Origin of the sequence: Micromonospora sp. NBC_01655 (genome assembly GCF_026339755.1) — a bacterium.
Classification (GTDB): Bacteria; Actinomycetota; Actinomycetes; order Mycobacteriales; family Micromonosporaceae; genus Micromonospora.
This window is the reverse complement of the sequence record NZ_JAPEQF010000001.1, coordinates 3580181-3599226: the sequence shown is the minus strand read 5'-3', so window position 1 is coordinate 3599226 and position 19046 is coordinate 3580181. Positions and strand designations below refer to the sequence as shown.

Annotated in this window: 19 protein-coding genes; 5 read left to right on the top strand and 14 right to left on the bottom strand. The window is 73.9% G+C overall.

All coding sequences use genetic code 11. The annotated features are described in order from the left end of the window. Nucleotides 1–94: 94 nt before the first annotated feature. The gene (locus tag OOK41_RS16595) at nucleotides 95–1345 is read right to left on the bottom strand and encodes a hypothetical protein (RefSeq protein ID WP_266265851.1); all 1251 of its coding nucleotides are present in this window, start codon (nucleotides 1343–1345) and stop codon (nucleotides 95–97) included. Between the two features lie 137 nt (nucleotides 1346–1482). Between OOK41_RS16595 and OOK41_RS16590 the strand changes: the two genes are divergently transcribed. The 4 genes from OOK41_RS16590 to OOK41_RS16575 all read left to right on the top strand — a co-directional run bounded on the left by OOK41_RS16590 (nucleotide 1483) and on the right by OOK41_RS16575 (nucleotide 5314). Next, the gene (locus OOK41_RS16590; protein WP_266265850.1) at nucleotides 1483–3033 is read left to right on the top strand and encodes an NAD(P)/FAD-dependent oxidoreductase; all 1551 of its coding nucleotides are present in this window, start codon (nucleotides 1483–1485) and stop codon (nucleotides 3031–3033) included. 66 nt (nucleotides 3034–3099) lie between these two features. Continuing rightward, nucleotides 3100–3822, top strand: coding sequence for a FadR/GntR family transcriptional regulator (locus OOK41_RS16585; RefSeq protein ID WP_266265849.1), 723 nt, complete (start codon nucleotides 3100–3102; stop codon nucleotides 3820–3822). Next, nucleotides 3819–4646: a sterol desaturase family protein gene (locus OOK41_RS16580; protein ID WP_266265848.1), complete on the top strand. Its 828-nt coding sequence runs from the start codon at nucleotides 3819–3821 to the stop codon at nucleotides 4644–4646. Before OOK41_RS16585 ends, OOK41_RS16580 begins: the two co-directional genes overlap by 4 nt. Beyond that, complete coding sequence (locus tag OOK41_RS16575; protein WP_266265847.1) at nucleotides 4643–5314, top strand: lysoplasmalogenase; 672 nt, start codon at nucleotides 4643–4645, stop codon at nucleotides 5312–5314. Before OOK41_RS16580 ends, OOK41_RS16575 begins: the two co-directional genes overlap by 4 nt. Before the next feature lie 136 nt (nucleotides 5315–5450). On the opposite strand, the gene OOK41_RS16570 is transcribed toward OOK41_RS16575, so the two are convergent. From OOK41_RS16570 to OOK41_RS16540, 7 genes are all read right to left on the bottom strand, one after another. Further along, nucleotides 5451–5720 (bottom strand): GlsB/YeaQ/YmgE family stress response membrane protein, encoded by a 270-nt coding sequence (locus OOK41_RS16570; RefSeq protein WP_117671865.1) that lies wholly within the window; start codon nucleotides 5718–5720, stop codon nucleotides 5451–5453. A 154-nt stretch (nucleotides 5721–5874) separates the two neighbouring features. After that, entirely contained in the window at nucleotides 5875–7455 is a 1581-nt protein-coding gene (locus OOK41_RS16565; RefSeq protein WP_266265846.1) for a hypothetical protein, read from the bottom strand. Then, on the bottom strand, nucleotides 7455–7754 hold the full coding sequence (locus tag OOK41_RS16560) for a YciI family protein (protein ID WP_266265845.1): 300 nt from the start codon (nucleotides 7752–7754) through the stop codon (nucleotides 7455–7457). Before OOK41_RS16560 ends, OOK41_RS16565 begins: the two co-directional genes overlap by 1 nt. A gap of 43 nt (nucleotides 7755–7797) precedes the next feature. After that, on the bottom strand, nucleotides 7798–9120 hold the full coding sequence (locus tag OOK41_RS16555) for a hypothetical protein (protein ID WP_117671871.1): 1323 nt from the start codon (nucleotides 9118–9120) through the stop codon (nucleotides 7798–7800). 45 nt (nucleotides 9121–9165) lie between these two features. Continuing rightward, nucleotides 9166–9960: an SDR family NAD(P)-dependent oxidoreductase gene (locus OOK41_RS16550; protein WP_266265844.1), complete on the bottom strand. Its 795-nt coding sequence runs from the start codon at nucleotides 9958–9960 to the stop codon at nucleotides 9166–9168. Beyond that, nucleotides 9957–10937, bottom strand: a complete 981-nt coding sequence (locus tag OOK41_RS16545) for an alpha-ketoacid dehydrogenase subunit beta (protein WP_266265843.1) — start codon at nucleotides 10935–10937, stop codon at nucleotides 9957–9959. Before OOK41_RS16545 ends, OOK41_RS16550 begins: the two co-directional genes overlap by 4 nt. Continuing rightward, complete coding sequence (locus tag OOK41_RS16540; RefSeq protein WP_266265842.1) at nucleotides 10930–11865, bottom strand: thiamine pyrophosphate-dependent dehydrogenase E1 component subunit alpha; 936 nt, start codon at nucleotides 11863–11865, stop codon at nucleotides 10930–10932. The genes OOK41_RS16545 and OOK41_RS16540 overlap by 8 nt, the downstream gene beginning before the upstream one ends. Nucleotides 11866–11995: 130 nt before the next feature. On the opposite strand from OOK41_RS16540, the gene OOK41_RS16535 reads away from it, so the two are divergent. Continuing rightward, nucleotides 11996–13126 carry a mandelate racemase/muconate lactonizing enzyme family protein gene (locus OOK41_RS16535; RefSeq protein ID WP_266265841.1) on the top strand — a complete coding sequence of 377 codons (1131 nt, stop codon included), beginning with the start codon at nucleotides 11996–11998 and terminating at the stop codon, nucleotides 13124–13126. A gap of 65 nt (nucleotides 13127–13191) precedes the next feature. Here the strand turns inward: OOK41_RS16535 and OOK41_RS16530 are convergent, their stop codons facing one another. The 6 genes from OOK41_RS16530 to OOK41_RS16505 all read right to left on the bottom strand — a co-directional run bounded on the left by OOK41_RS16530 (nucleotide 13192) and on the right by OOK41_RS16505 (nucleotide 19001). Continuing rightward, entirely contained in the window at nucleotides 13192–13542 is a 351-nt protein-coding gene (locus OOK41_RS16530) for an L-rhamnose mutarotase (protein ID WP_207892877.1), read from the bottom strand. Nucleotides 13543–13633: 91 nt separating this feature from the next. Continuing rightward, complete coding sequence (locus OOK41_RS16525; RefSeq protein WP_117671881.1) at nucleotides 13634–14467, bottom strand: carbohydrate ABC transporter permease; 834 nt, start codon at nucleotides 14465–14467, stop codon at nucleotides 13634–13636. Then, nucleotides 14464–15423, bottom strand: coding sequence for a carbohydrate ABC transporter permease (locus OOK41_RS16520; RefSeq protein ID WP_117671883.1), 960 nt, complete (start codon nucleotides 15421–15423; stop codon nucleotides 14464–14466). The genes OOK41_RS16525 and OOK41_RS16520 overlap by 4 nt, the downstream gene beginning before the upstream one ends. Nucleotides 15424–15482: 59 nt before the next feature. Continuing rightward, nucleotides 15483–16775 carry an ABC transporter substrate-binding protein gene (locus tag OOK41_RS16515; RefSeq protein WP_266265840.1) on the bottom strand — a complete coding sequence of 431 codons (1293 nt, stop codon included), beginning with the start codon at nucleotides 16773–16775 and terminating at the stop codon, nucleotides 15483–15485. Nucleotides 16776–16788: 13 nt separating this feature from the next. Next, nucleotides 16789–17790, bottom strand: a complete 1002-nt coding sequence (locus tag OOK41_RS16510) for a Gfo/Idh/MocA family protein (protein WP_266265839.1) — start codon at nucleotides 17788–17790, stop codon at nucleotides 16789–16791. Continuing rightward, nucleotides 17787–19001 (bottom strand): M20 family metallopeptidase, encoded by a 1215-nt coding sequence (locus tag OOK41_RS16505; RefSeq protein ID WP_266265838.1) that lies wholly within the window; start codon nucleotides 18999–19001, stop codon nucleotides 17787–17789. Before OOK41_RS16505 ends, OOK41_RS16510 begins: the two co-directional genes overlap by 4 nt. Nucleotides 19002–19046 lie beyond the last annotated feature (45 nt).

Below are 19046 nucleotides of genomic sequence, written 5' to 3'. Positions count from 1 at the left end.
ACCGGGGTCGATGCTCGATCATCGGCCCCGGTTCGTTACCGCGGTCCGCTGAACCTCGGCCGGGCGGGGCGTCGGTCACACCCGGGCGGCGGCGTCAGATGATGAAGTGGGTCCAGTAGTTCAGCCAGACCACGAACAGGGCGCCCTGGAGCAGGGCCAGGGCGGCGGTGAGCCAGTTGTCGACGGTGGCGTGGCGGGCCCACCGGGCGAGGACCAGGGCGACGGGGAACGCGGCGAGCAGGTAGCGCAGCAGGCTCTTGTACACCGGAGGCCCCATCGACAGCGGCACCAGCACCACGATCAGGGTGTAGACCAGGTAGGGCAGCTCGGCGCGGCGGAACCCGGCGACCGCCACCGCCACGACGGCCAGGGCCAACCAGACCCGCGCGGCGTCGGCGGCCGAGCCGCCGGTCAGGCCGTGGTACGCCACCCAGAGCGGGTTCTGCACCCTGATCCCCCAGCCCTGCTCCTGGGCGTGCTGGTAGGCGAACCAGTCCCCCGTCTGCCACCCGGCGACCGCCATGAAGGCGAGCCACCCGGCCGGCAGGAGCAGCAGCGGCCAGCCGAGCCGCAGGTACCGGCCGAGCGTGCGCGGGTCCAGCCGGTACGCGTGCTGGCGCAGCAGGACCAGGGCGAGCGGGACGACGACGAGGAAGCCGACCGACCGGCTCAGCGCGAGGAGGAAGCCGACGACGCCGACGAGCAGCCACCGCCGCCGCTCGGCGTGGTAGAACGCGGCGAGGGCGAGGCAGAGGAAGAGCGACTCGGTCAGCGCCGCCTGGAACAGGAACGCGGCGGGCAGCAGCAGCAGGTACCGCACGAAACGCCGGGCCGTGGTGTCGTCGCCGCAGAGCCGCTCGCCGAGCCGGTGGGCGTAGTAGAGCTGGAACAGGAACGCGACGTTGGCGACCAGCAGCAGCGCCCATGCGGTGTTCCCGCCCAGCAGCGCGGCGACCGGCCGGGCCAGGAACGGGTAGAGCAACGGAAAGGCGAACTCGCTCCACCCGCCCGTGAGCGGCAGCCGGGCCAGATGGTCGTAGAGCAGGGAGTCCCAGGCGTACCAGAGGGAGAGCCACCGGTGCGGCGACATGGCGTCCTGCTGGGCGCGCATCGTCGCCTCGGCCGTCGGGGGTGCCCCGGGAACCCCGTCCCAGGCGGTCAGCGCGGTCACGGCGACCAGCGACAGCACGAGCTTGGAGCCGACGAAGACGGCCAGCACGAACCCCCACGGCGCGGGGACCCCGGCGGCCAGCCGGGCCGCCCCCCGGCGCAGTTGCCCGGCCCGAGTCGGCCAGCCCCGTACGCCGGTCGGCCGGTCGTCGGCGTCTGCGCGCCCCTCGCTCATCTGGTGGTCCCCCGGCTCGTCCGCGACCGGCCGGGGATCCCCGCTCCGGGCCGGCTCACACCCGGCCGGCAGGTGAATTCGGCGGCGGACCGGGTAAGGGCGCTGCCTCATTCGGCAACTACGGGGGGCGGCACGGGATGGGCGCGGAACCCGGCACGGTGGTCATCGGCGCGGGCCCGGCCGGCCTGACCGCGGCGTACGAGCTGCTCCGGCACGGCGAGCCGGTGCGGGTGTACGAGGCCGACGACGTGGTCGGCGGCATCAGCCGCACGGTGGAGCGCGACGGGTGGCGCTTCGACATCGGCGGGCACCGGTTCTTCACGAAGGTGTCCCGGGTCGAGGCGTTCTGGCACGAGATCCTGCCCGACGAGGACTTCCTGCTCCGCCCCCGGATGAGCCGGATCTTCTACCGGGGCGCGCTCTACGACTACCCGCTCAACGCGCGCAACGCGCTGCGCAACCTCGGCCTGCGGGAGGCGGTGCGCTGCGTCGGGTCGTACGGCCGGGCCCGGCTGCGCCCGCCGAAGGACCAGTCGCACTTCGAGGGCTGGGTGTCGGCGCGCTTCGGCTGGCGGCTGTACTCGATCTTCTTCAAGACGTACACGGAGAAGGTCTGGGGGATGCCGGCGGACCAGTTGCAGGCCGACTGGGCGGCGCAGCGGATCAAGAACCTCTCGCTGTCCCGCGCGGTGTGGGCCGCGCTGCTGCCCCGGCGCAACCGCAAGGACGTGACCAGCCTGATCGAGGAGTTCCAGTATCCGAAGTTCGGGCCGGGGATGATGTGGGAGCGCTGCACCGAGCAGGTCCGGGCCCGCGGCGCGACGGTCAGCACCGGCACCTGGGTACGGGCGGTGCACCGCGATCCGGCCGCCCGGCGGGTGACCGGGGTGACGGTCGCAGGGCCGGACGGCGAGCGGCGGGAGGAGGCCGCGCACGTCGTCTCCTCGATGCCGATCTCCGAACTGGTGGCGGCGCTGGCCCCGCCGGCACCGGCGGAGGTGCTGGCCTGCGCCGCCGACCTGCGCTACCGGGACTTCCTGACGGTGGCGCTGGTGGTGCCGGAGGAGTTCTCGTTCCCGGACAACTGGATCTACGTGCACGACCCGACGGTGCGGGTGGGGCGGATCCAGAACTTCGGCTCCTGGTCGCCGTACCTGGTCAAGGACGGCCGGACCTGCCTGGGGCTGGAGTACTTCGTCTTCGAGGACGACGAGACGTGGCGGCGCTCCGACGAGGACCTGGTCCGGCTGGCCACCGCCGAGCTGGAGCAGCTCGGCCTGGTCACGCCCGGCGTCGTCGAGGCGGGCCACGTCGTCCGGATGCCCAAGGCGTACCCGGTGTACGACGAGCGCTACCAGCACAACGTCGACGTGATCCGGGGCTGGCTGGCCCGCGAGACGCCGAACCTGCACCCGGTCGGGCGCAACGGGATGCACCGCTACAACAACCAGGACCACTCCATGCTGACCGCGATGCTCACCGCGGAGAACATCGCCCACGGCACGACCCACGACGTCTGGTCGGTCAACGTCGAGCAGGACTACCACGAGCAACGAACGGTCGCGGGCGACGGTCGGCGGGGAACCGGCCGGGACGCCCCGGTGGTCCCGGCCCGCCCGGTGGCCCACGCCGACGGCCGGCGGGTCGCCCCCGCGCGCGCCGACCGGCCGGCGGGGGTACGCCGCTGAACCAGGCCGAAGCCGACTGGTCCAACCAGTTGACGGCTTGATGTGGTCGGGACCACACTGCACCGCATGGCCTTCGTTCCCGCCCCCCGTGCCTCCGTCTCCGATCACGTCTTCGGGCAGCTCCGTGACGCGGTGGTCGGCGGCACGTACCGGTCCGGCGACACCCTGCCCGGCGAGCGGGAGCTGGCCGCCGCCTTCGCGGTGAACCGGCACGCCGTCCGGGAGGCGCTGCGCCGGCTGCAACAGCTCGGCCTGGTCCGGGTCAGCCAGGGCGGCGCGACCCGGGTGCTGGACTGGCGGGTGCACGCGGGGCTCGACCTCGCGCTGTCCCTGGTCCGCTCCGGTGACGTCCTGCCGGTCGACACGCTGGTCCGGGACATGCTGGAGATGCGGGCCTGCATCGGCGTCGACGCGGCCCGGCTCTGCGCCGAACGGGCCGACCCGGCCACCCGCGAGACCGTCACCCGCGCCGGGCAGGAGTATGCCGGGCTCGCCCCCGACCTGCCCCGGATGGCCGAGGCCAACATCGCCCTGTGGCGGCACGTGGTGCACGGCTCGGGCAACACCGCGTACCTGCTGGCGTTCAACAGCCTGGTGGCCGGCGCGCTCGCCGTCGGCGACGTGCCGCCCGAACGGCGGGCCGCCGAACTGCTCGACGTGGCCGGGCACCGCCGGCTCGCCGAGGCGGTGGCCGCCGGGCGGGGCGCCGCCGCCGCCGAGCAGGCCCGGGCCCTGCTCACCGCCGCCCTCACCCCCACCACCGCACCCGGAAGGGAATGCCGAGCATGATCCCCGCCGTGCTCTACGCCGTACCCGCGTTCCTGCTGCTCATCGTCGTGGAGGCGCTGTCCTACCGGTTCGCCCCCGACGACGACGAACGCGGCTACGAGCTGCGCGACACCACCACGAGCCTCACCATGGGCGCCGGCAGCCAGGTGATCGGCTTCCCCTGGAAGCTGCTCACCGTCGGCCTCTACGCCGCGGTGTGGACGGCCGCGCCGGTCCAGCTCTCCCCCACCAGCGTCTGGACCTGGGTGCTGCTGTTCTTCGCCGACGACCTGGCCTACTACTGGTTCCACCGCACCCACCATGAGGTACGGCTGTTCTGGGCCGGGCACGTCGTGCACCACTCCAGCACGTTCTACAACCTGTCCACCGCGCTGCGGCAGAGCTGGACGCCGATGACCTCGCTGCCGTTCTGGCTGGCCCTGGCCCTGCTCGGCGTCCCGCCGTGGATGATCTTCCTCCAGCAGTCGGTCAGCCTGCTGTACCAGTTCTTCCTGCACACCGAGCGGGTCCGGGTGCTGCCCCGACCGATCGAGTGGCTCTTCAACACGCCGTCGCACCACCGGGTCCACCACGGCGTCAACGCCGAGTACCTGGACCGCAACTACGGCGGCATCCTCATCGTCTGGGACCGGCTGTTCGGCACCTTCGAACCGGAGCGCGCCGCCGTACGGTACGGGCTGACCAAGAACATCGGCACCTACCACCCGCTGCGGGTGGCCACCCACGAATACGGGGCGATCTGGGCCGACGTGCGGGCCGCCGCGACCTGGCGACACCGGCTCGGCCACGTGTTCGGCCGCCCCGGCTGGCAGCCCGCCCGATGAGGCGGCTCGCACCGTTCGGCGTCGTCGCCGCCGTCGAGCTGGTCGGCGTCGCGCTCGACAACGCCGTGCTCCAGTGGCTGACCAAGCCGCTGCTCGCCCCGCTGCTGCTGCTCTGGCTGCTGCGCTCCGGGCGGCGCTTCGACCTGCTCGCGCTCGGGCTGGTCTTCGCCACCGCCGGCGACGTGGCGCTGCTGCTGCCCGGCGAGCCCGCGTTCCTGGTCGGGATGGGCTGCTTCCTCGGCACCCAGGTCAGCCTGATCGTGGCGTTCACCCGGCACCGGCGGCCCCCCGTGCCGGTGGTGGCCGGCTATCTCGTGCTGTGGGCGGCGGCGAACGTCGTGCTGTGGGGTCCGCTCGGGGCGCTGCGGCTGCCGGTGCTCGGCTACAGCCTCGCCCTGTGCCTGATGGCCGCCGCGGCGGCCGGCGTGTCGACCCGCGCGGCGGCCGGTGGGGCGTTCTTCCTCGTCTCCGACCTGCTGATCGGCGTGGACGCTGCCGGGACCACCCTGCCCGGGCACGGCCTGCTCGTGATGGGCACCTACATCGCCGCGCTGCTGCTGCTCACCACGGCGTGGGCGGCGGCGGGTGGGCCCGGCACCGCGCGCCGGCCGGACCGGCGTACCGGTGCGGTCCCGGCCGCCCGGGCGGGCGACCCGGCCACGCCCTGACGCCGGTCGCCGGCCCGCCCTGGTGCGGGCGGGCCGGCGACCGGCGGGGCGAGTGCCGGGCTGCGGACCGGTCCCGGCGACGGGCCGGCGTCGGGAGCGGATCAGTCCCGGCGCCGCAACGGCCGAGCGCGGCGGGTCAGTGCCGGCGGCGGCCGTAGGCGCCGGCGGCGAGCGACACGCCGACCGCGGCGAAGATGACCTGGATCAGCAGCTCGATCCAGTCGATTCCGGCGGTGTCGTCCACCCCGAACGCGCCGGCCACGAGGGTGCCGAGGATCGCGGCGACCACGCCGATCAGCAGGGTGAGCCAGATCGGGATGTTCTGCTTGCCTGGTACGACCAGTCGACCCAGCGCGCCGATGATCAGGCCGATGATGATGGCGGTGAAGAACCCGGTTACTTCCACGGTGGGCCGTTCCTTTCGAGGGGTTGTCGCCTGCGCCCTCCACGGTGCCCCCCGCGGCCGGGCGACCAAACCGCCGACGGCCCGACGGGCGGATTCTTCACAGGACTGTCATGCTCCCGCGCGGCAACCGTCACACCCGGCGGCCGGTCCCCGGTCAGCCGGCGCAGTGGGCGTACCTGGCGGCCCGCTCGGCCAGCCACAGCCAGCGCCGCTGCGTCTCCCCGGCGGTGGCGGTGACCATGGCGAGGGCGTCCCCGCGCACGGCGGTGAGGGCCGCGCCGGTGGCGACCGGGTCGTCGAGCAGGGCCGCGCCGTCGCGGAACGCCTCGGCCTCGGCCGGGCCGCCGAACCGGGGGGCCACCTCGTCGCGCCAGAAGTCCGACCAGGCCAGCTCCGGGTCCCAGGAGAACCGGGCGTACGCCAGGTAGCTGATCTCGTTGGTCGGGTGGTACGCCGACGGCTCGGCGAAGATGGTCAGCCCCCGCATCCCGGCGGCCCCGGACCGGGTGGCCATGTCGGCGTACATCTCGGGGACCCAGGAGTGACGCTGCCGGTTCCACTGCGACCCGGCGTGGGTGCGCAGCACGCTGGTGGTGTGCGGCAGCCGGTCCACGTGCTCGGCGGTCAGCCGGTCCCGCTGCTCGTACCAGAACCCGCGGTTGACGCAGTACTGGTACGCCACGTCGTCGGGCAGGTCGGCCAGTGGCTTCTGCGCGTCCAGGTCGAAGATGTTGTCCCAGTACACCTCGACGAGGTGGCGCAGCGGCACCCCGGCCGGGCCGGTGCGGCGGGCGGTCTCCAGCAGGGTCGGGTAGACCGACCGCATCGCCTCGTAGGACCAGGAGGTGCGCTCGCCGCCGGCCCGGGCGGCGCACCGGGCGCAGGCGCAGCTTCCGTAGTCGCCGGTCTCGAAGTTGATCCCGCCGACGGGCAGGGTGTCGAGCAGCCAGTCGATGGCGTCGCGGTGCCAGGCCAGGTTGTCCGGCTGGGACGGGCAGGCGGCCATCATGTACTCGCTGGCCGGGAAGTGCAGGTCGCCGAACTCGTCGATGTCGAAGCCGACCTTCTTCGGCAGCTCGGCGGCGAGGTCGGGACGCCGGCGCAGCCAGGTGGCCAGGTTGTACCGGTGCCGGCCGTCGAAGTAGATGCCGCCGTAGGCGTTGATCCCGACCCCGGCGATGATCCGCACGCCGCGGGCGTTGGCGTACTCGCACAGGTCGCGGGCCGCCTCGACGCCGCCGTGGGCGTCGCGCAGCAGCCCGTACACGACGATCCCGCCGATCCGCTCGCGGCTGCAGAAGTCGACCAGCCGGCGGTAGTCGGCGCCGAACGCGTCGGCGGACTTCGCGTACGGGTTGAGCGCGCCGATCTCCTGCTGGCCGAGTTGCCGGGTGTCCCAGTTCGTGGAGTGGTCCCAGGTCCACAGGGTGCGCAGCGGCAGCCCGGGGGCGGCGGCGGACGCGCCGACGGGCAGGCCGGCCGGGGTGGCCGCGGCGACCAGGGCGCGGGCGGCGTACACCAGGCCGGCGAACGGGTCGCCGGTGAGCCGGATCTCGCCCCGCTCGGGCACGTCGGTCCGGTGGCCGCCCTCGGGCAGCGTCGGGTCGACGGCGAGGCGGACCGGCACGGCGTCCGGCCCGCCGTCGCCCCACGCCTCGCGCAGCAGCCCGGCGGCGAAGGGCGCGTGCTCGGCCCCGAGCACCCGCACGCCGGAGACCTGGCGGTACGACGACATCATGTCCTCCCGATGGGGTGGGCGGTGGCGGCGAGGTAGTCGACCACGTCGATCGCGGTCCACACCCCGTGCCGCCAGTAGGGGTCCTGTTCGACGAGGGCGCGGGCGGCGGGCGCGTCGGCGGCCCGCAGCACCAGCACGGAGGCGCTCAGGTCGGCGCGCGCCCCGGCGATCAGGGCGGTGCCGTCGGCGAGCAGGGCGCGCACGTGCGCCAGGTGCGCGGCCCGGTGGGGTTTGCGCCGGACGACGACGTCGGCGGCGAAGGTGGCGGTGACCAGGTAGGTCGGTTCGAATCTCACGGGTGGACTCCCCCTGCGGTGGCGGCCCGCGCGGTCCCGGCCGTCACGCCTCGGCCCCGATGGCGCCGAGCAGTCGCCGCATGGCGACCCGGTAGACGGTCTGCGGCCGGCCCGCTCCGGTGCTGACGTGCAACCCGACCTCCTCGGCGAAGCCGGCCGCGCGCAGCGCCTTGAGCAGCCGGCGGGCCGAGCGCGCCTCCACCCCGTACGCGTCGGCCAGCCCCCGGGCGGTGACCTCGTCGGGGTCCATCTGGTGCAGTGCCTCCAGCAGCCGCCGGGTGGACAGCGGCCCGATCCGGAGCTGCTCGGAGACCCGCAGCACGCCCGGGGCGGTCTCCCGCAGCCGGGGCCGCACGGCGGTCTCCCGGCTGGAGTAGACCTCCCCGTCGGGGAACACCACGTGGGTGTCGCCGCTGTGCCGGCCCAGTGCGAGGGCCTTGCGGGCGTTGTCCTCGGCGGCGGCGATGGTGGTGCCGGCACCGAAGCCGACGGCGTGCTCGACGTCGACCCCGCGCAGGGTGAGCAGGGAGGCGTGCCCGTCCCGGTGCCGGGCGATGGCGCTCTCCACGGTGCCCCGGGTGGTGGTGATCAGCAGCGTCCGGTCGTCGACGGTGGCCAGCCGGCCGCGCATCCGCTCGGCGTGCTCCAGCAGCGCCTCGCGCACCCGCAGCCGCTGCCGTTCCGCCTGGTACGGGTCCTGCGCCCGGGTGGTCGGCACACCCAGGTCGACCATCATCACGGCGATCTGGGTGGCCCGGGACTGGCGCACCTCGGCGGCGAGCCAGGCCCGGCGCAGCGCGTCGCGCACCGAGGCGCGGGTGTGCTCGACGCGCCACACCGGGACCCCGCTGTCGGCGAGGTCCCGGTGCACCGCGCCGAGGCAGGTCAGGCACGCCTCGACCGCGCCGGAGGCGTACCGCTCCCGGTGGTACGCGGTGATCTCGTCGAGGCCGGTGAAGAGCAGCCCGGAGGAGTCGGCGATCGGCAGGATCTCCGTGGGCGGGGCGACCTCGATGTCGTGGTACGTCTCGCGGACGGTCTCCGCGTCGATGGTGTCCACGCTGACCCGGGGCAGCTTCCCGCCGGTGGCCAGCAGCATCCGCGACAGCGTCCGGTACAGGTCGATGCCGGCGTGCGGGACGTAGTCGATCTCCGCCCGCAGCTCGCCGGCCGCGCTGGCGAACGCGTACGGGATGCGCCCGGTGAACAGCAGCACCTGGCACACCTCGTCCAGCTCGCGGGCCAGCTCGGGGGCCTGCTCGGGGCGGGTGTACACGCGCGTGCTCACCGCCTCCGCGCGGCCCTCCCCGGCCGCCACCTCCTGCACGAGCCGGATCGAGTCCTCCGGGCCGATGATCCCGATCACGATGCTGCCTCCACGTGGTGTCCCGCTGGCCTAGAGGGTGGGTGCTCAGCCCGTGCAGACCGTGCCGGCCAGGCCGGCGCTGGCCGGCGACGCCAGCAGCACCAGCACCGAGGCGACGTCCTCGGGGCGGCCCAGCGCTGCCTCGATCGCGGCGACCCGCCCGCCGTCGGTGCCGTTGGCCCGCGCCTCGTCCAGCGACCGTCGCATCAGCGGCGTGTCGATGTCTCCCGGGCAGAGCGCGTGCACGCGGATCCCCTGTGGACCGAGCTGTCGGGCCAGCGTGAGCGCCAGACCGTGCAACCCTCCCTTACTCGCGCCGTAGGGTACCGAGCCGGAGCCGGTCTGGACGCCCGCCTTCGACCCGACCAGCACCAGCACCCCGTCGCCGGGGCTCAGGTGCCGGGCGGCGTGCTTGGCGACCAGGAACGGGCCGGTGAGGTTGACGGCGATGACCCGCGTCCACAGCTCGACCGGCACGTCCCGCACGTCCAGGCCCTGGCCGCCCATGATCCCGGCGACGTGCAGCACGGCGTCGACCCCTCCCAGTTCGGCGGCGACGGCGTCGAGCGCCCCGGCGACCTCGGCCTCGACGGTGACGTCGACGCCCCGGGCGCAGGCGTTCGCCCCGGCGGACCGGACCTCGGCGGCGGCCTCGGCCGCGCCGGCGACGTCGGCGTCCAGCACGGCGACGGCCGCGCCGGCCGCGGCGGCGGCCCGCACGGTGGCCCGGCCGATGCCGGACGCCCCGCCGACGACGACCACCCGCCGCCCGGCCAGCAGGCCGACCGGGCGGGTTCGGCCGCCCGCGGCCGGACCGGTCGCCGGGGCGCCGCCGCTCACGCGCGGACCGTCCGGCGCACCGCGTCGGCCACGTTCGCCGCCTCGGGCACCACGACCGCCTGGAGGGCGGGCGCGGCGGGCATCGGCACGTCCGGGGCGGCCACCCGGGCGACCGGGGCGCGCAGGTCGGCGAAGCACTCGGCGGCGGCCCGGGCGGCGATCTCCGCGCCGAAGCCGCCGGTCAGGTTGGCCTCGTGGGCGACGACCAGCCGGCCGGTGCGGGCCACCGACGCGGCGACCGTGTCGAAGTCCAGCGGGTTGAGCCAGCGCAGGTCGACCACCTCGACGTCGACGCCCTCCTCGGCGAGGGTCGCGGCGGCGTCCAGGGCCGCCGACACCATCCGCGACCAGGCGACGACGGTGACGTCGGCGCCGGGCCGGACCACCCGGGCCCCTCCGATGTCCTCGACCGGGGCGTCGGTGCGCACCGGGCCCCGGGTCGGGTAGAGCATCCGGGCCTCGGCGACCACCACCGGGTCGTCGCTGACGACCGCGGTGCGCAGCATCTGGTACGCGTCGTCCGGGGTGGCCGGCAGCGCCACCCGCAGCCCGGGGGTGTGCGCGAAGTACGCCTCCGGCGAGTGCGAGTGCTGGGCGCACGCCCCGGGCGAGTAGCCCTGCTGCATCCGGATCACCAGCGGGGCCTTCCACCGGCCCGCGCTGGAGTAGTGGATGGTGGCGATCTGGTTGACGATCTGGTCCATCGCCACGAACGAGAAGTCGGCGTACATGATCTCGGCGATCGGCCGCAGCCCGGTCATCGCCGCGCCGAGGGCCATGCCGAGGAAGCCGGTCTCGGAGATCGGGGTGTCGAAGATGCGGTCGGAGCCGAACCGCTTGTGCAGCCCCTTGGTGGCGCCGAACGGCCCGCCGGGCAGCGCGACGTCCTCGCCGAAGTAGACGGTGTCGGTCCGGCTGTCCAGGGCCCAGGTGAGCGCCGCGTTGACGGCCTGGATGTAGCGCAGCGACTCAGACATAGACGTACTCCTTGGCGGTCGCCGGGTCCGGGTACGACACGGCGCGGGCGGCGGTGACGGCGGCCTCGATCTCGTCGGCGACCTCGGCGTCGATGGCGTCGAGCCGGGCGGCCAGCCCGGCGTCGGCGGCCCGGCGGATGCGGGCCAGCGGTTCGCGCTCGCGGGCGGCGGCGATCTCGCCGGCCGGGCGGTAGTGCTGCGCGTCGCCGCTGTAGTGGCCGACGAGGCGCTCGGTCATCGCCTCCACGATGGACGGCCCGGAGCCCTCGCGGGCCCGGTCCACGGCCTCGGCCACCGCCTCGGCGACGGCGTCGGGGTCGTTGCCGTCGACCACCCGGCCGGGCAGGCCGTAACCGGCGGCCCGCTCGGCGAGCTGCCGGACCCGCACCATGTCCTCGATCCGGGACATCTCGGAGTAGACGTTGTTCTCCACCACCAGCACCAGCGGCAGGTCGAGCACGGCGGCGAGGTTGAGCGCCTCGTGCACGTTGCCCTGGTTCATCGCGCCGTCGCCGATGCTGACCACCGACACCGTCCCGCTGCCGGTGCGCTGGGCGGTGAGCGCCGCGCCGGTCGCGATCGGCACCCCGGCGCCCACGATGGAGTTCTCGCCGACGAACCAGCGGCCCGGATCCGACAGGTACGGCGAGGCGGCGCGTCCGCCGCACAAGGCCGAGTCGCGGCCCATCATCTCGGCGAACAGGCCGGTGAGGTCGACGCCCCGGGCGATCGCCCAGCCGTGCCCCCGGTAGGTCGCCGTGACGTGGTCCCCGTCGCGCAGCGCCCGGCAGGCGCCGACCGGGACGGCCTCCTGGCCGTTGCACAGGTGGATCGATCCCGGGATCTCGCCAGCGTCCTTGAGGGCGGCCAGCCGCTCCTCGAACCGGCGGATCCGGGCCATCAGCCGATAGTCCTCGGGCAGCCCCATCACACCCCCTGAGATAATTGAGCCTTATTCCGGCTCGTTGGTTGAGGAGCCTAGACCAGCAGTCCAAGGCTATGGAAGAGTGCACAAGCAAGTTTGTGGCCGTTATTGGTCTCTAATTTGGGGAGCGGGCATGGAGATCGCCGAGGTGGAGTCCGTCGTACGCGGCGACGCGCACTTCGTCCAGTTGCGCACGTCGGACGGGCTGACCGGGGCCGGCCAGTCCGCCTGCTGGGGGTACCCGACGGCGGTGCACGCCGTGGTGGAGACGTTCCGGCCGTACCTGCTCGGGGCGGACCCCAACCGGATCGAGCACCACTGGCACCACCTCTACCGGATGGGGCCGTTCCGCGGCTCGGTGCTCACCGCCGCCGTCTCCGCCGTCGACCTGGCCCTGTGGGACCTGCTGGGCAAGCGGCTCGGCGTGCCGGTGTGGCAGCTGTTCGGCGGCCGGGTGCGCGACCGGATCCGGCTGCACCTGCTGCTGGGCGGCACCGGGGCGCAGGCCCTCGCGGCCCAGGCCGCCACAGCCGTCGCCGACGGCTTCACCGCCGTGAAGTTCGACCCGCTGCCGGCCGACTACGGCGACGTGTCGCTGGCCCGCCTCGTCGCCGAGACCGAGGCCACCACGGCGGCGGTGCGCGACACCGTCGGCCCGGACGTCGACCTGCTCGTCGAGCTGCACCGCAAGCTCACCCCGTTGCAGGCCACGGCCGTCGTGCCGGCGCTGGCCCGGCACCACCCGCTGCTGGTGGAGGACCCGATCCAGATCGACAGCGTGAGCAGCCAGGCCGAGGTGGCCCGCCGGGCGCTCGGCGTGCCGATGGCCAACGGGGAACGGCTGCACACCATCTGGGAGTTCAAGGAGTTGCTCGCCCAGGGCGGCGCCCAGTACGTCCGGCCCGACGTCGGGCTGGCCGGCGGGCTCAGCCACGGCCGGAAGATCGCCGCGCTGGCCGAGGCGCACCACGCGGCCGTGGTCAGCCACAACTGCCTCGGCCCGCTGCTGACCATGGCCTCGGTGCAGCTCGACACGGTCATCCCGAACTTCGTCACCCAGGAGTACTCGCCGCTGGACGACCGGCTCGCCGACGGGCCGGCGCGGGCCTGCGTCCGCCGCGAGGGCGGGTTCCTGCCGGTGCCGCAGGACCCGGGGCTGGGCGTGACGCTCGACCTGACCGACGAGACCCCGCTGGACCTGACCGGCCGGCCGCTGACCCGGATCCCGCTGCGCGCGGACGGCTCGGTCGCGTACGCGGTCTGACGGCGGGCACCGCGACGGCCCGGCGGGGAGGTTCCCGCCGGGCCGTCGCGGTGCGTTCGCGCCCGTCACGGCGGCGGGTGCCCCGGGTGGTGGAACACCGGGTACGCCCACAGCGGCTCGCCGTCGGCATCGGCGATCTCGGCGAACAGCCCGGCCAGCGACGCCGTCCACCGGGCCTGCACGTCGGAGGAGCCGGTGACCGCGCCGGCGTGGGCGTGGCCCCACCGGGTGCGCAGCACGCAGATCAGCAGCAGGTCGCGCCGGTAGATGTGGTAGTCGTAGATCCCCGCCTCGTCGAGCAACGCGGACAGCTCCGGCCACACCCGGGCGTGCCGGCGCTCGTACTCGGCCTCCGCGCCGGGGCGCAGCCGGTACAGGTGGCACACCTGCTCCCCCGGCCCGGCGCCCCCGCTCACCGGGCCCTCCGCCCGGCCGCGCAGATCGCGGCGCCGCCGGGCCGAGGGTCGATCCCGGTCACCGGCCGACCCCGGTCACTTGCCGGCCCGGTCACTTGCCGGAGCCGGCGAGCGCGCCCGAGACGAGCTGCCGCTGGAAGACGAGGTAGATGACCAGCACCGGCAGCAGGGCGACGATCAGGCCGGCGCTGACCAGCGGCACCGACACGTCGTACTGGCCGCTGAGCAGGGAGACGCCGACCATCAGCGTCTTGCTGTCCGAGCCGCCCATGATGACCAGGGGCAGCAGCAGGTCGTTCCACATCCAGACGAAGTTGAAGATGGCCAGCGCCGCGAGGGCCGGGGTGGCGATCGGGGCGAGCAGCCGGAACAGGATGGTCAGGTGCCCCGCGCCGTCGACCCGGGCCGCCTCGATCAGCTCGTCGGGCACCTGCTGGAAGTAGCCGGCGAGCTGGTACGTGCCCAGCGGCAGCCCGAACGCGGCGTACGCCAGGATCAGGCCCTGGTACTGGCCGGACATGCCCAGGTCCAGCACCGTCTGGTAGAGCGGGTAGATGATCGCCTGGCTGGGGATGGTCAGCGTCACGATGATCAGCAGGAAGACGATCTTCCCGCCGCGGAACCGCAGTTTCGTCACCGCGTACGCGACCAGCAGCGCGGCGAGCACCGACAGCACCAGCCCGCCGAGCGTGGTGATCAGCGAGTTGAGCAGCAGCCGGGGCATGTTCATCCGGCGGAACGCCTCGAGGTAGTTCTCCAGGGTGATCCCGGCCGGCAGGCCCAGCGGGTCGTGGGCGAAGCCGGCCTGCGTCTTCAGCGAGCTGACCACGGTGAACAGCAGCGGGTAGACGGCCGCGACGGCGACGACGACCAGCGCGAAGGTCAACAGGTAGCGCCCGATCCGGGCGGAGTGGCGCGGGTTCATCGCGGCTTGCGGGTCCCCTCTGTGAACATGTGCCGCACGCTGAAGATCGACAGCACGGCGACGAAGACGAACAGGGCGATGCCGATGGCCGAGCCGTAGCCGCGGTCCAGGAACTGGAAGGTGGTGAGGAAGACCAGGTACTCGGGGAGCATGGTGGCGTCGCCCGGCCCGCCCTGGGTCAGCGCGTAGATCAGTGGGAACAGCCAGATCAGCACGCCGGAGGCGCAGAGCACGCTCCAGTACGCCACGGTCGGGCGCAGCATCGGCACGACCACCGACCACAACCGCCGGAAGAACCCGGCGCCGTCGAGGTACGCCGCCTCCAGCGTCTCCTCGGGGATGGTGGCCAGGCCGGCGAGATAGGTCATCACGCCGAGCCCGAAGAAGCTCCACAGGGCGACCGCGACCAGCGAGAACAGCGCGCTGTACCGGCCGTTGAGCCACTCGATCGCCAGCGGTTGAAGGCCGACCGAGCGCAGCAGGGCGTTCAGCGGCCCGTCGGGGGCGAGGATCTGCCGGAACATGATGCCGACGACGATGGGCGCGATGGTGTACGGCACGAAGTAGACGGCCCGGAAGAACTTCCACCCCGGCGAGCGCTGGTGGATCAGCAGCGCCAGCACCAGCGGGAGCACGATCCACACCGGCAGGGTGGCCACCACCAGCAGGGCGTTGCGGAAGCTGGTGAGGACCATCGGGTCGTCGAACATCCGGGTGTAGTTGTCCGCCCCGGCGAACTCGCTGCCGCCGAACCCGCTGGACGACTCGGTGCTGGTGACCACCCCCCGCACCAGGGGCACCAGCTTGAACAGCACGGCCAGCACGAGGGCGGGCAGCACCAGCGCGGCACCGAGCCACCACTCCCGGGCCCGCCCGGGTCGTGGCGGGCGGCGGGCCGGCGCGGGCGGGGTGTCGGCTGCCACCGGCTCCGACACCGGCGCGGTGGAGATCGTCATCAGGGTCCTCCCCCGGTCGCGCCGGGCGGGGCGACACGCTGTCGCCCCGCCCGGGGTGGCTACTTGGTCTGCTTCTTCGTGGGGCTGCGCTCCAGTGCCTGCTGCATCGCCTCGGCCCACTTGTCGACGGTGAGCTGGCCGAGGGTGACCTGCTGCCAGCCGCGCGCCAGGGCGTCGGCCTCGGGGCCGGAGAGCATCACCCCGGCGTGCAGGGTCGGCTGGGCGACCAGTTCCTGGATCTTCTGGAAGGCCGGCGACGAGGGCAGCAGCGCCTTGTCGACGTTCTTGTTCAGCGGCTGGCCCTTGGCGTGCTTCACCCACAGCTCGCCGTTCTCCTTGCCGGCGAGCCAGGTGATGAACTCCAGGCCGGCCGCCTTCTTCTGGCTCCACTGGGTGACCCCGTAGACGGCGCCCTCGATGCCGGAGAACTTCTGCGCCAGCGGCGCGGCCGGGTCGACCGCCGGCCACCGGGTGACGCCGAGCTTGTCGTCGCCGAGCGCCTTGCCGAACGCGTCCCAGTTCACCGCGTCGGAGATGATGGTGCCGGCGAACGCGGCGTCGCCGCGCTGGAAGATGTCCGCCCCGTCGGGGAGCATGGTGATCGACGGGGCGTTCTTGTTGGCCCAGCCCTTGGTGGTGATCTCGGCGAGCTTCTCCAGCACCGCGACGAGCTTGGGGTCCTTCCAGGACAGCTTGCCGGCCAGCAGGGCGCGGACGTCGTCCTCGGTGAGGTAGTTGCGGGCGATCTCGGGGAAGTCCCAGTACGCCGGGAAGGTGCCGGACAGGCCGAGGGCCAGGCAGGTCTTGCCGGCCTTCTTCACCGCCTCGCAGGCGGCGCCGAACTCGTCCCAGGTCGCCGGCGGCTGCTCCGGGTCGAGCCCGGCGGCGGTCAGGACGGCCTTGTTGTAGTAGAGGACGTTGCCCTGGTACGAGAAGGGCACGCCGTAGCACGGCTTGGCGGTGTCGAAGCCCTCGCAGGCGCCGCTGTAGGTGACCAGGTCCTTGGTGATCTCGGCGGCCTTGTCGCCCAGCGGGACGTACGCGCCGCGCCGGTCGAACAGCTCCAGCCCGGCGTTGTTGGCCATCACGTCCGGCCCGGACTGCGAGGTGATGTACGGGCCCTGCACCTCGGGGTACTTGTCGAACGGGACGGACTGCATCTCCAGCTTGATGTCCGGGTGGCCCGCCTCGAAGCTGGTCTTGACCTGCTTCCAGTACTCGGTGCCGCCCGGTTCCCAGGTCAGCACCTTGAGGGTGACCGGGCCGTCGGCGGCGTCGCCGCCGCATCCGGTCAGCAGCGCGGCGGCGGCCATGCCGGCGGCGAGGGCGCCGGCCAATCTCCGTCGAAACATCGGGTAGCTCCTGTCACAAGTGGGGGCTCGGGGGGATCCGGCGGACCGCGCCGCCGGCGGTGGCGCTGTCGGCCACGGCCTCGGCGACCCGCACGACGTGCAGGCCGTCGGCGAGCGGGACGACCGCCGTCGGTGCGGTGCCGTCGACCTGGCCGAGGAAGTGCCGCAGCTCGGCGGCGAGCGCTCCGCCGCCGTCGACCGGGGAGAGGAGCCAGTCCGGCGCCTCGGTCGGCTCGCCCTGGACGAGCAACGTGGGGTGGCCGAGGTCGACGTGCGCGACCCCGTCGGTGCCGTACACCTCGACCAGGTCCGAGGTGTGGTTCGGGGTGTGTTCGGGGAGCAGGTAACTGTTGCGGATCGACGACACGACGTCGTTGGCGTGCCGCAGCTCCGCCCACACCAGGACCGGGGTGGCCGATCCGGGGCGGGTCCGGGCCGCCGCGCGGACCTCGACCACGGGCGCCCCGGCGTACCAGAGGGCCAGGTCGATGTCGTGCACGGCGGTGAGCAGCGCGGGGTGTTCGCGGGGGAAGAGCCGGCTCAGCGTCCGGGGCCGGTCGCGGCGGGACGAGACGGCGAGCACCTGGCCGAGCCGGCCGGCGCGGACCACGTCGTGCAGGGCCCGGTGCGGGGCGCTGTACCGCAGGATGTGCCCCGGCTGGCAGAGCACGCCGGTGCGCTCGGCGACGGCCACGATGGCGGCGGCGTCGATGACGGTCGCGGCCAGCGGCTTCTCCACCAGCACCGGCACCCCGGCGGTGAGCAGGTCCACGGCCACCGGGCGGTGCGCCGGGCCGGGCACGCACACCGAGGCCGCGTCGGGCGGGGCGGCGGCGAGCAGGTCGGCCACGCAGGCGTACGTCTGCGGCACCCCGTACTCGACGGCGACCCGCTGCCGGGTCGCCGCGTCCGGCTCGACCAGGGCCCGCACCGGCACGCCGAGCGACCGGTACGCGGCCAGGTGCCGGACGCCGAACGCCCCCGCGCCGACCACGGCGACCGACGGACGGCTCATGCCCCGACCGCCTCGACGGCCGAGGCGCAGGGGGCCGCGTCGACAGTGGCCAGCCGGCCGTCGAGGACGGCCCGGGTGAGGCGTTCCAGGGCGGCCACGCCCACCCCGAGGCACCGTTCGTCGACGTCGAAGGCGCCGGAGTGCAGCGGCGCGCCGCCGCGCTCGCCGGTGACCCCGAGCTTGACGTACAGGCTGGGGCCGAGCGCGCCGAGCAGGGCGAAGTCGTCGGTGGTCAGCGGGGGCGCGGTCAGGTCGGCGACCTCGACCAGGCCGGCCAGCTCGGCGTGCGCGAGGGCCACCAGCGACGCGGCGTTGCGCACCGGGGGCATCTCGTTGGCCCAGGTGAAGCGCAGGCCCAGGTCGAGCGCGGCGGCCTGCTGACGGGCGATGCGCTCGATGACCTCCTTGAGCCGCCCGCGGGTGGCCTCGTCGTGGGTACGCAGCGTGCCGGTCGCCTCCGCGCGCTCGGCGACCTGGCTCTGGCTGGCCCCGCCGGAGATCGTGCCGATGTTGAAGGCGACCAGCTCGTGGGGGTTGCGGGAGCGGGCCACCCCGGCGTGCAGCAGGTTGACGATGCCGGCCAGGCCGAGGATGGCGTCGCGGCCCAGCGCCGGGGTGGCGGCGTGCGCGGCCCGGCCGAGCACCTCGACCCGGAAGGCGTCCTTGGCCGCCATCGCGGTCACCCGGTCCACGCCGACCGCCCCGACCGGCAGGTCGGGCCAGCAGTGCAGGCCGAGGACGGCGTCGAAGCGCCGGCCGCGCAGGGCCTCGTCGGCTAGCACCGCGGCGGCGCCGGAGTCCTCGCCGAACGGGATCTCCTCGGCCGGCTGGAACAGCACGGTCACCGAGCCCCGGGCGGGCGGGTCGGCCGCGAGCCGGGCCGCGACGCCGAGCACGACGGTCATATGCACGTCGTGCCCGCAGGCGTGGCAGACCCCGGCGTTGCCCGACGCCCAGGGCACCTCCTTGGCATCCTGGACCGGATAGGCGTCCATATCGGCCCGAAGCAGAACCGAGGGTCCCGGTGCACGTCCTTCGATCTCGGCGACGAGGCCGGTGCCGGCGACTCCGGAGCAGACCCGGGCGATCGGCGCGAGCCGGCCGGCGAGAGTCGCCGCGGTCTGCCGCTCCGTGAACCGCAGCTCCGGGTACTGGTGAAGCTGCCGACGCAGCCGTACCAGATCGTCAACATCCTCGTGCGCCTGCACCACGCGGTCCACCCCTCGCCTGCGGCCGATAATCCGGACCTAATTGAG

What these genes read in the sequence shown, in the direction of transcription:
- OOK41_RS16540 (WP_266265842.1), bottom strand. Translation starts at nt 11,865, where the DNA reads ATGGGGCTGCCCGAGGACTATCGGCTGATGGCCCGGATCCGCCGGTTC.
- OOK41_RS16525 (WP_117671881.1), bottom strand. Translation starts at nt 14,467, where the DNA reads ATGAACCCGCGCCACTCCGCCCGGATCGGGCGCTACCTGTTGACCTTC.
- OOK41_RS16565 (WP_266265846.1), bottom strand. Translation starts at nt 7,455, where the DNA reads ATGTCGTCGTACCGCCAGGTCTCCGGCGTGCGGGTGCTCGGGGCCGAG.
- OOK41_RS16535 (WP_266265841.1), top strand. Translation starts at nt 11,996, where the DNA reads ATGGAGATCGCCGAGGTGGAGTCCGTCGTACGCGGCGACGCGCACTTC.
- OOK41_RS16585 (WP_266265849.1), top strand. Translation starts at nt 3,100, where the DNA reads ATGGCCTTCGTTCCCGCCCCCCGTGCCTCCGTCTCCGATCACGTCTTC.
- OOK41_RS16595 (WP_266265851.1), bottom strand. Translation starts at nt 1,345, where the DNA reads ATGAGCGAGGGGCGCGCAGACGCCGACGACCGGCCGACCGGCGTACGG.
- OOK41_RS16545 (WP_266265843.1), bottom strand. Translation starts at nt 10,937, where the DNA reads ATGTCTGAGTCGCTGCGCTACATCCAGGCCGTCAACGCGGCGCTCACC.
- OOK41_RS16510 (WP_266265839.1), bottom strand. Translation starts at nt 17,790, where the DNA reads ATGAGCCGTCCGTCGGTCGCCGTGGTCGGCGCGGGGGCGTTCGGCGTC.
- OOK41_RS16520 (WP_117671883.1), bottom strand. Translation starts at nt 15,423, where the DNA reads ATGACGATCTCCACCGCGCCGGTGTCGGAGCCGGTGGCAGCCGACACC.
- OOK41_RS16515 (WP_266265840.1), bottom strand. Translation starts at nt 16,775, where the DNA reads ATGTTTCGACGGAGATTGGCCGGCGCCCTCGCCGCCGGCATGGCCGCC.
- OOK41_RS16575 (WP_266265847.1), top strand. Translation starts at nt 4,643, where the DNA reads ATGAGGCGGCTCGCACCGTTCGGCGTCGTCGCCGCCGTCGAGCTGGTC.
- OOK41_RS16590 (WP_266265850.1), top strand. Translation starts at nt 1,483, where the DNA reads ATGGGCGCGGAACCCGGCACGGTGGTCATCGGCGCGGGCCCGGCCGGC.
- OOK41_RS16580 (WP_266265848.1), top strand. Translation starts at nt 3,819, where the DNA reads ATGATCCCCGCCGTGCTCTACGCCGTACCCGCGTTCCTGCTGCTCATC.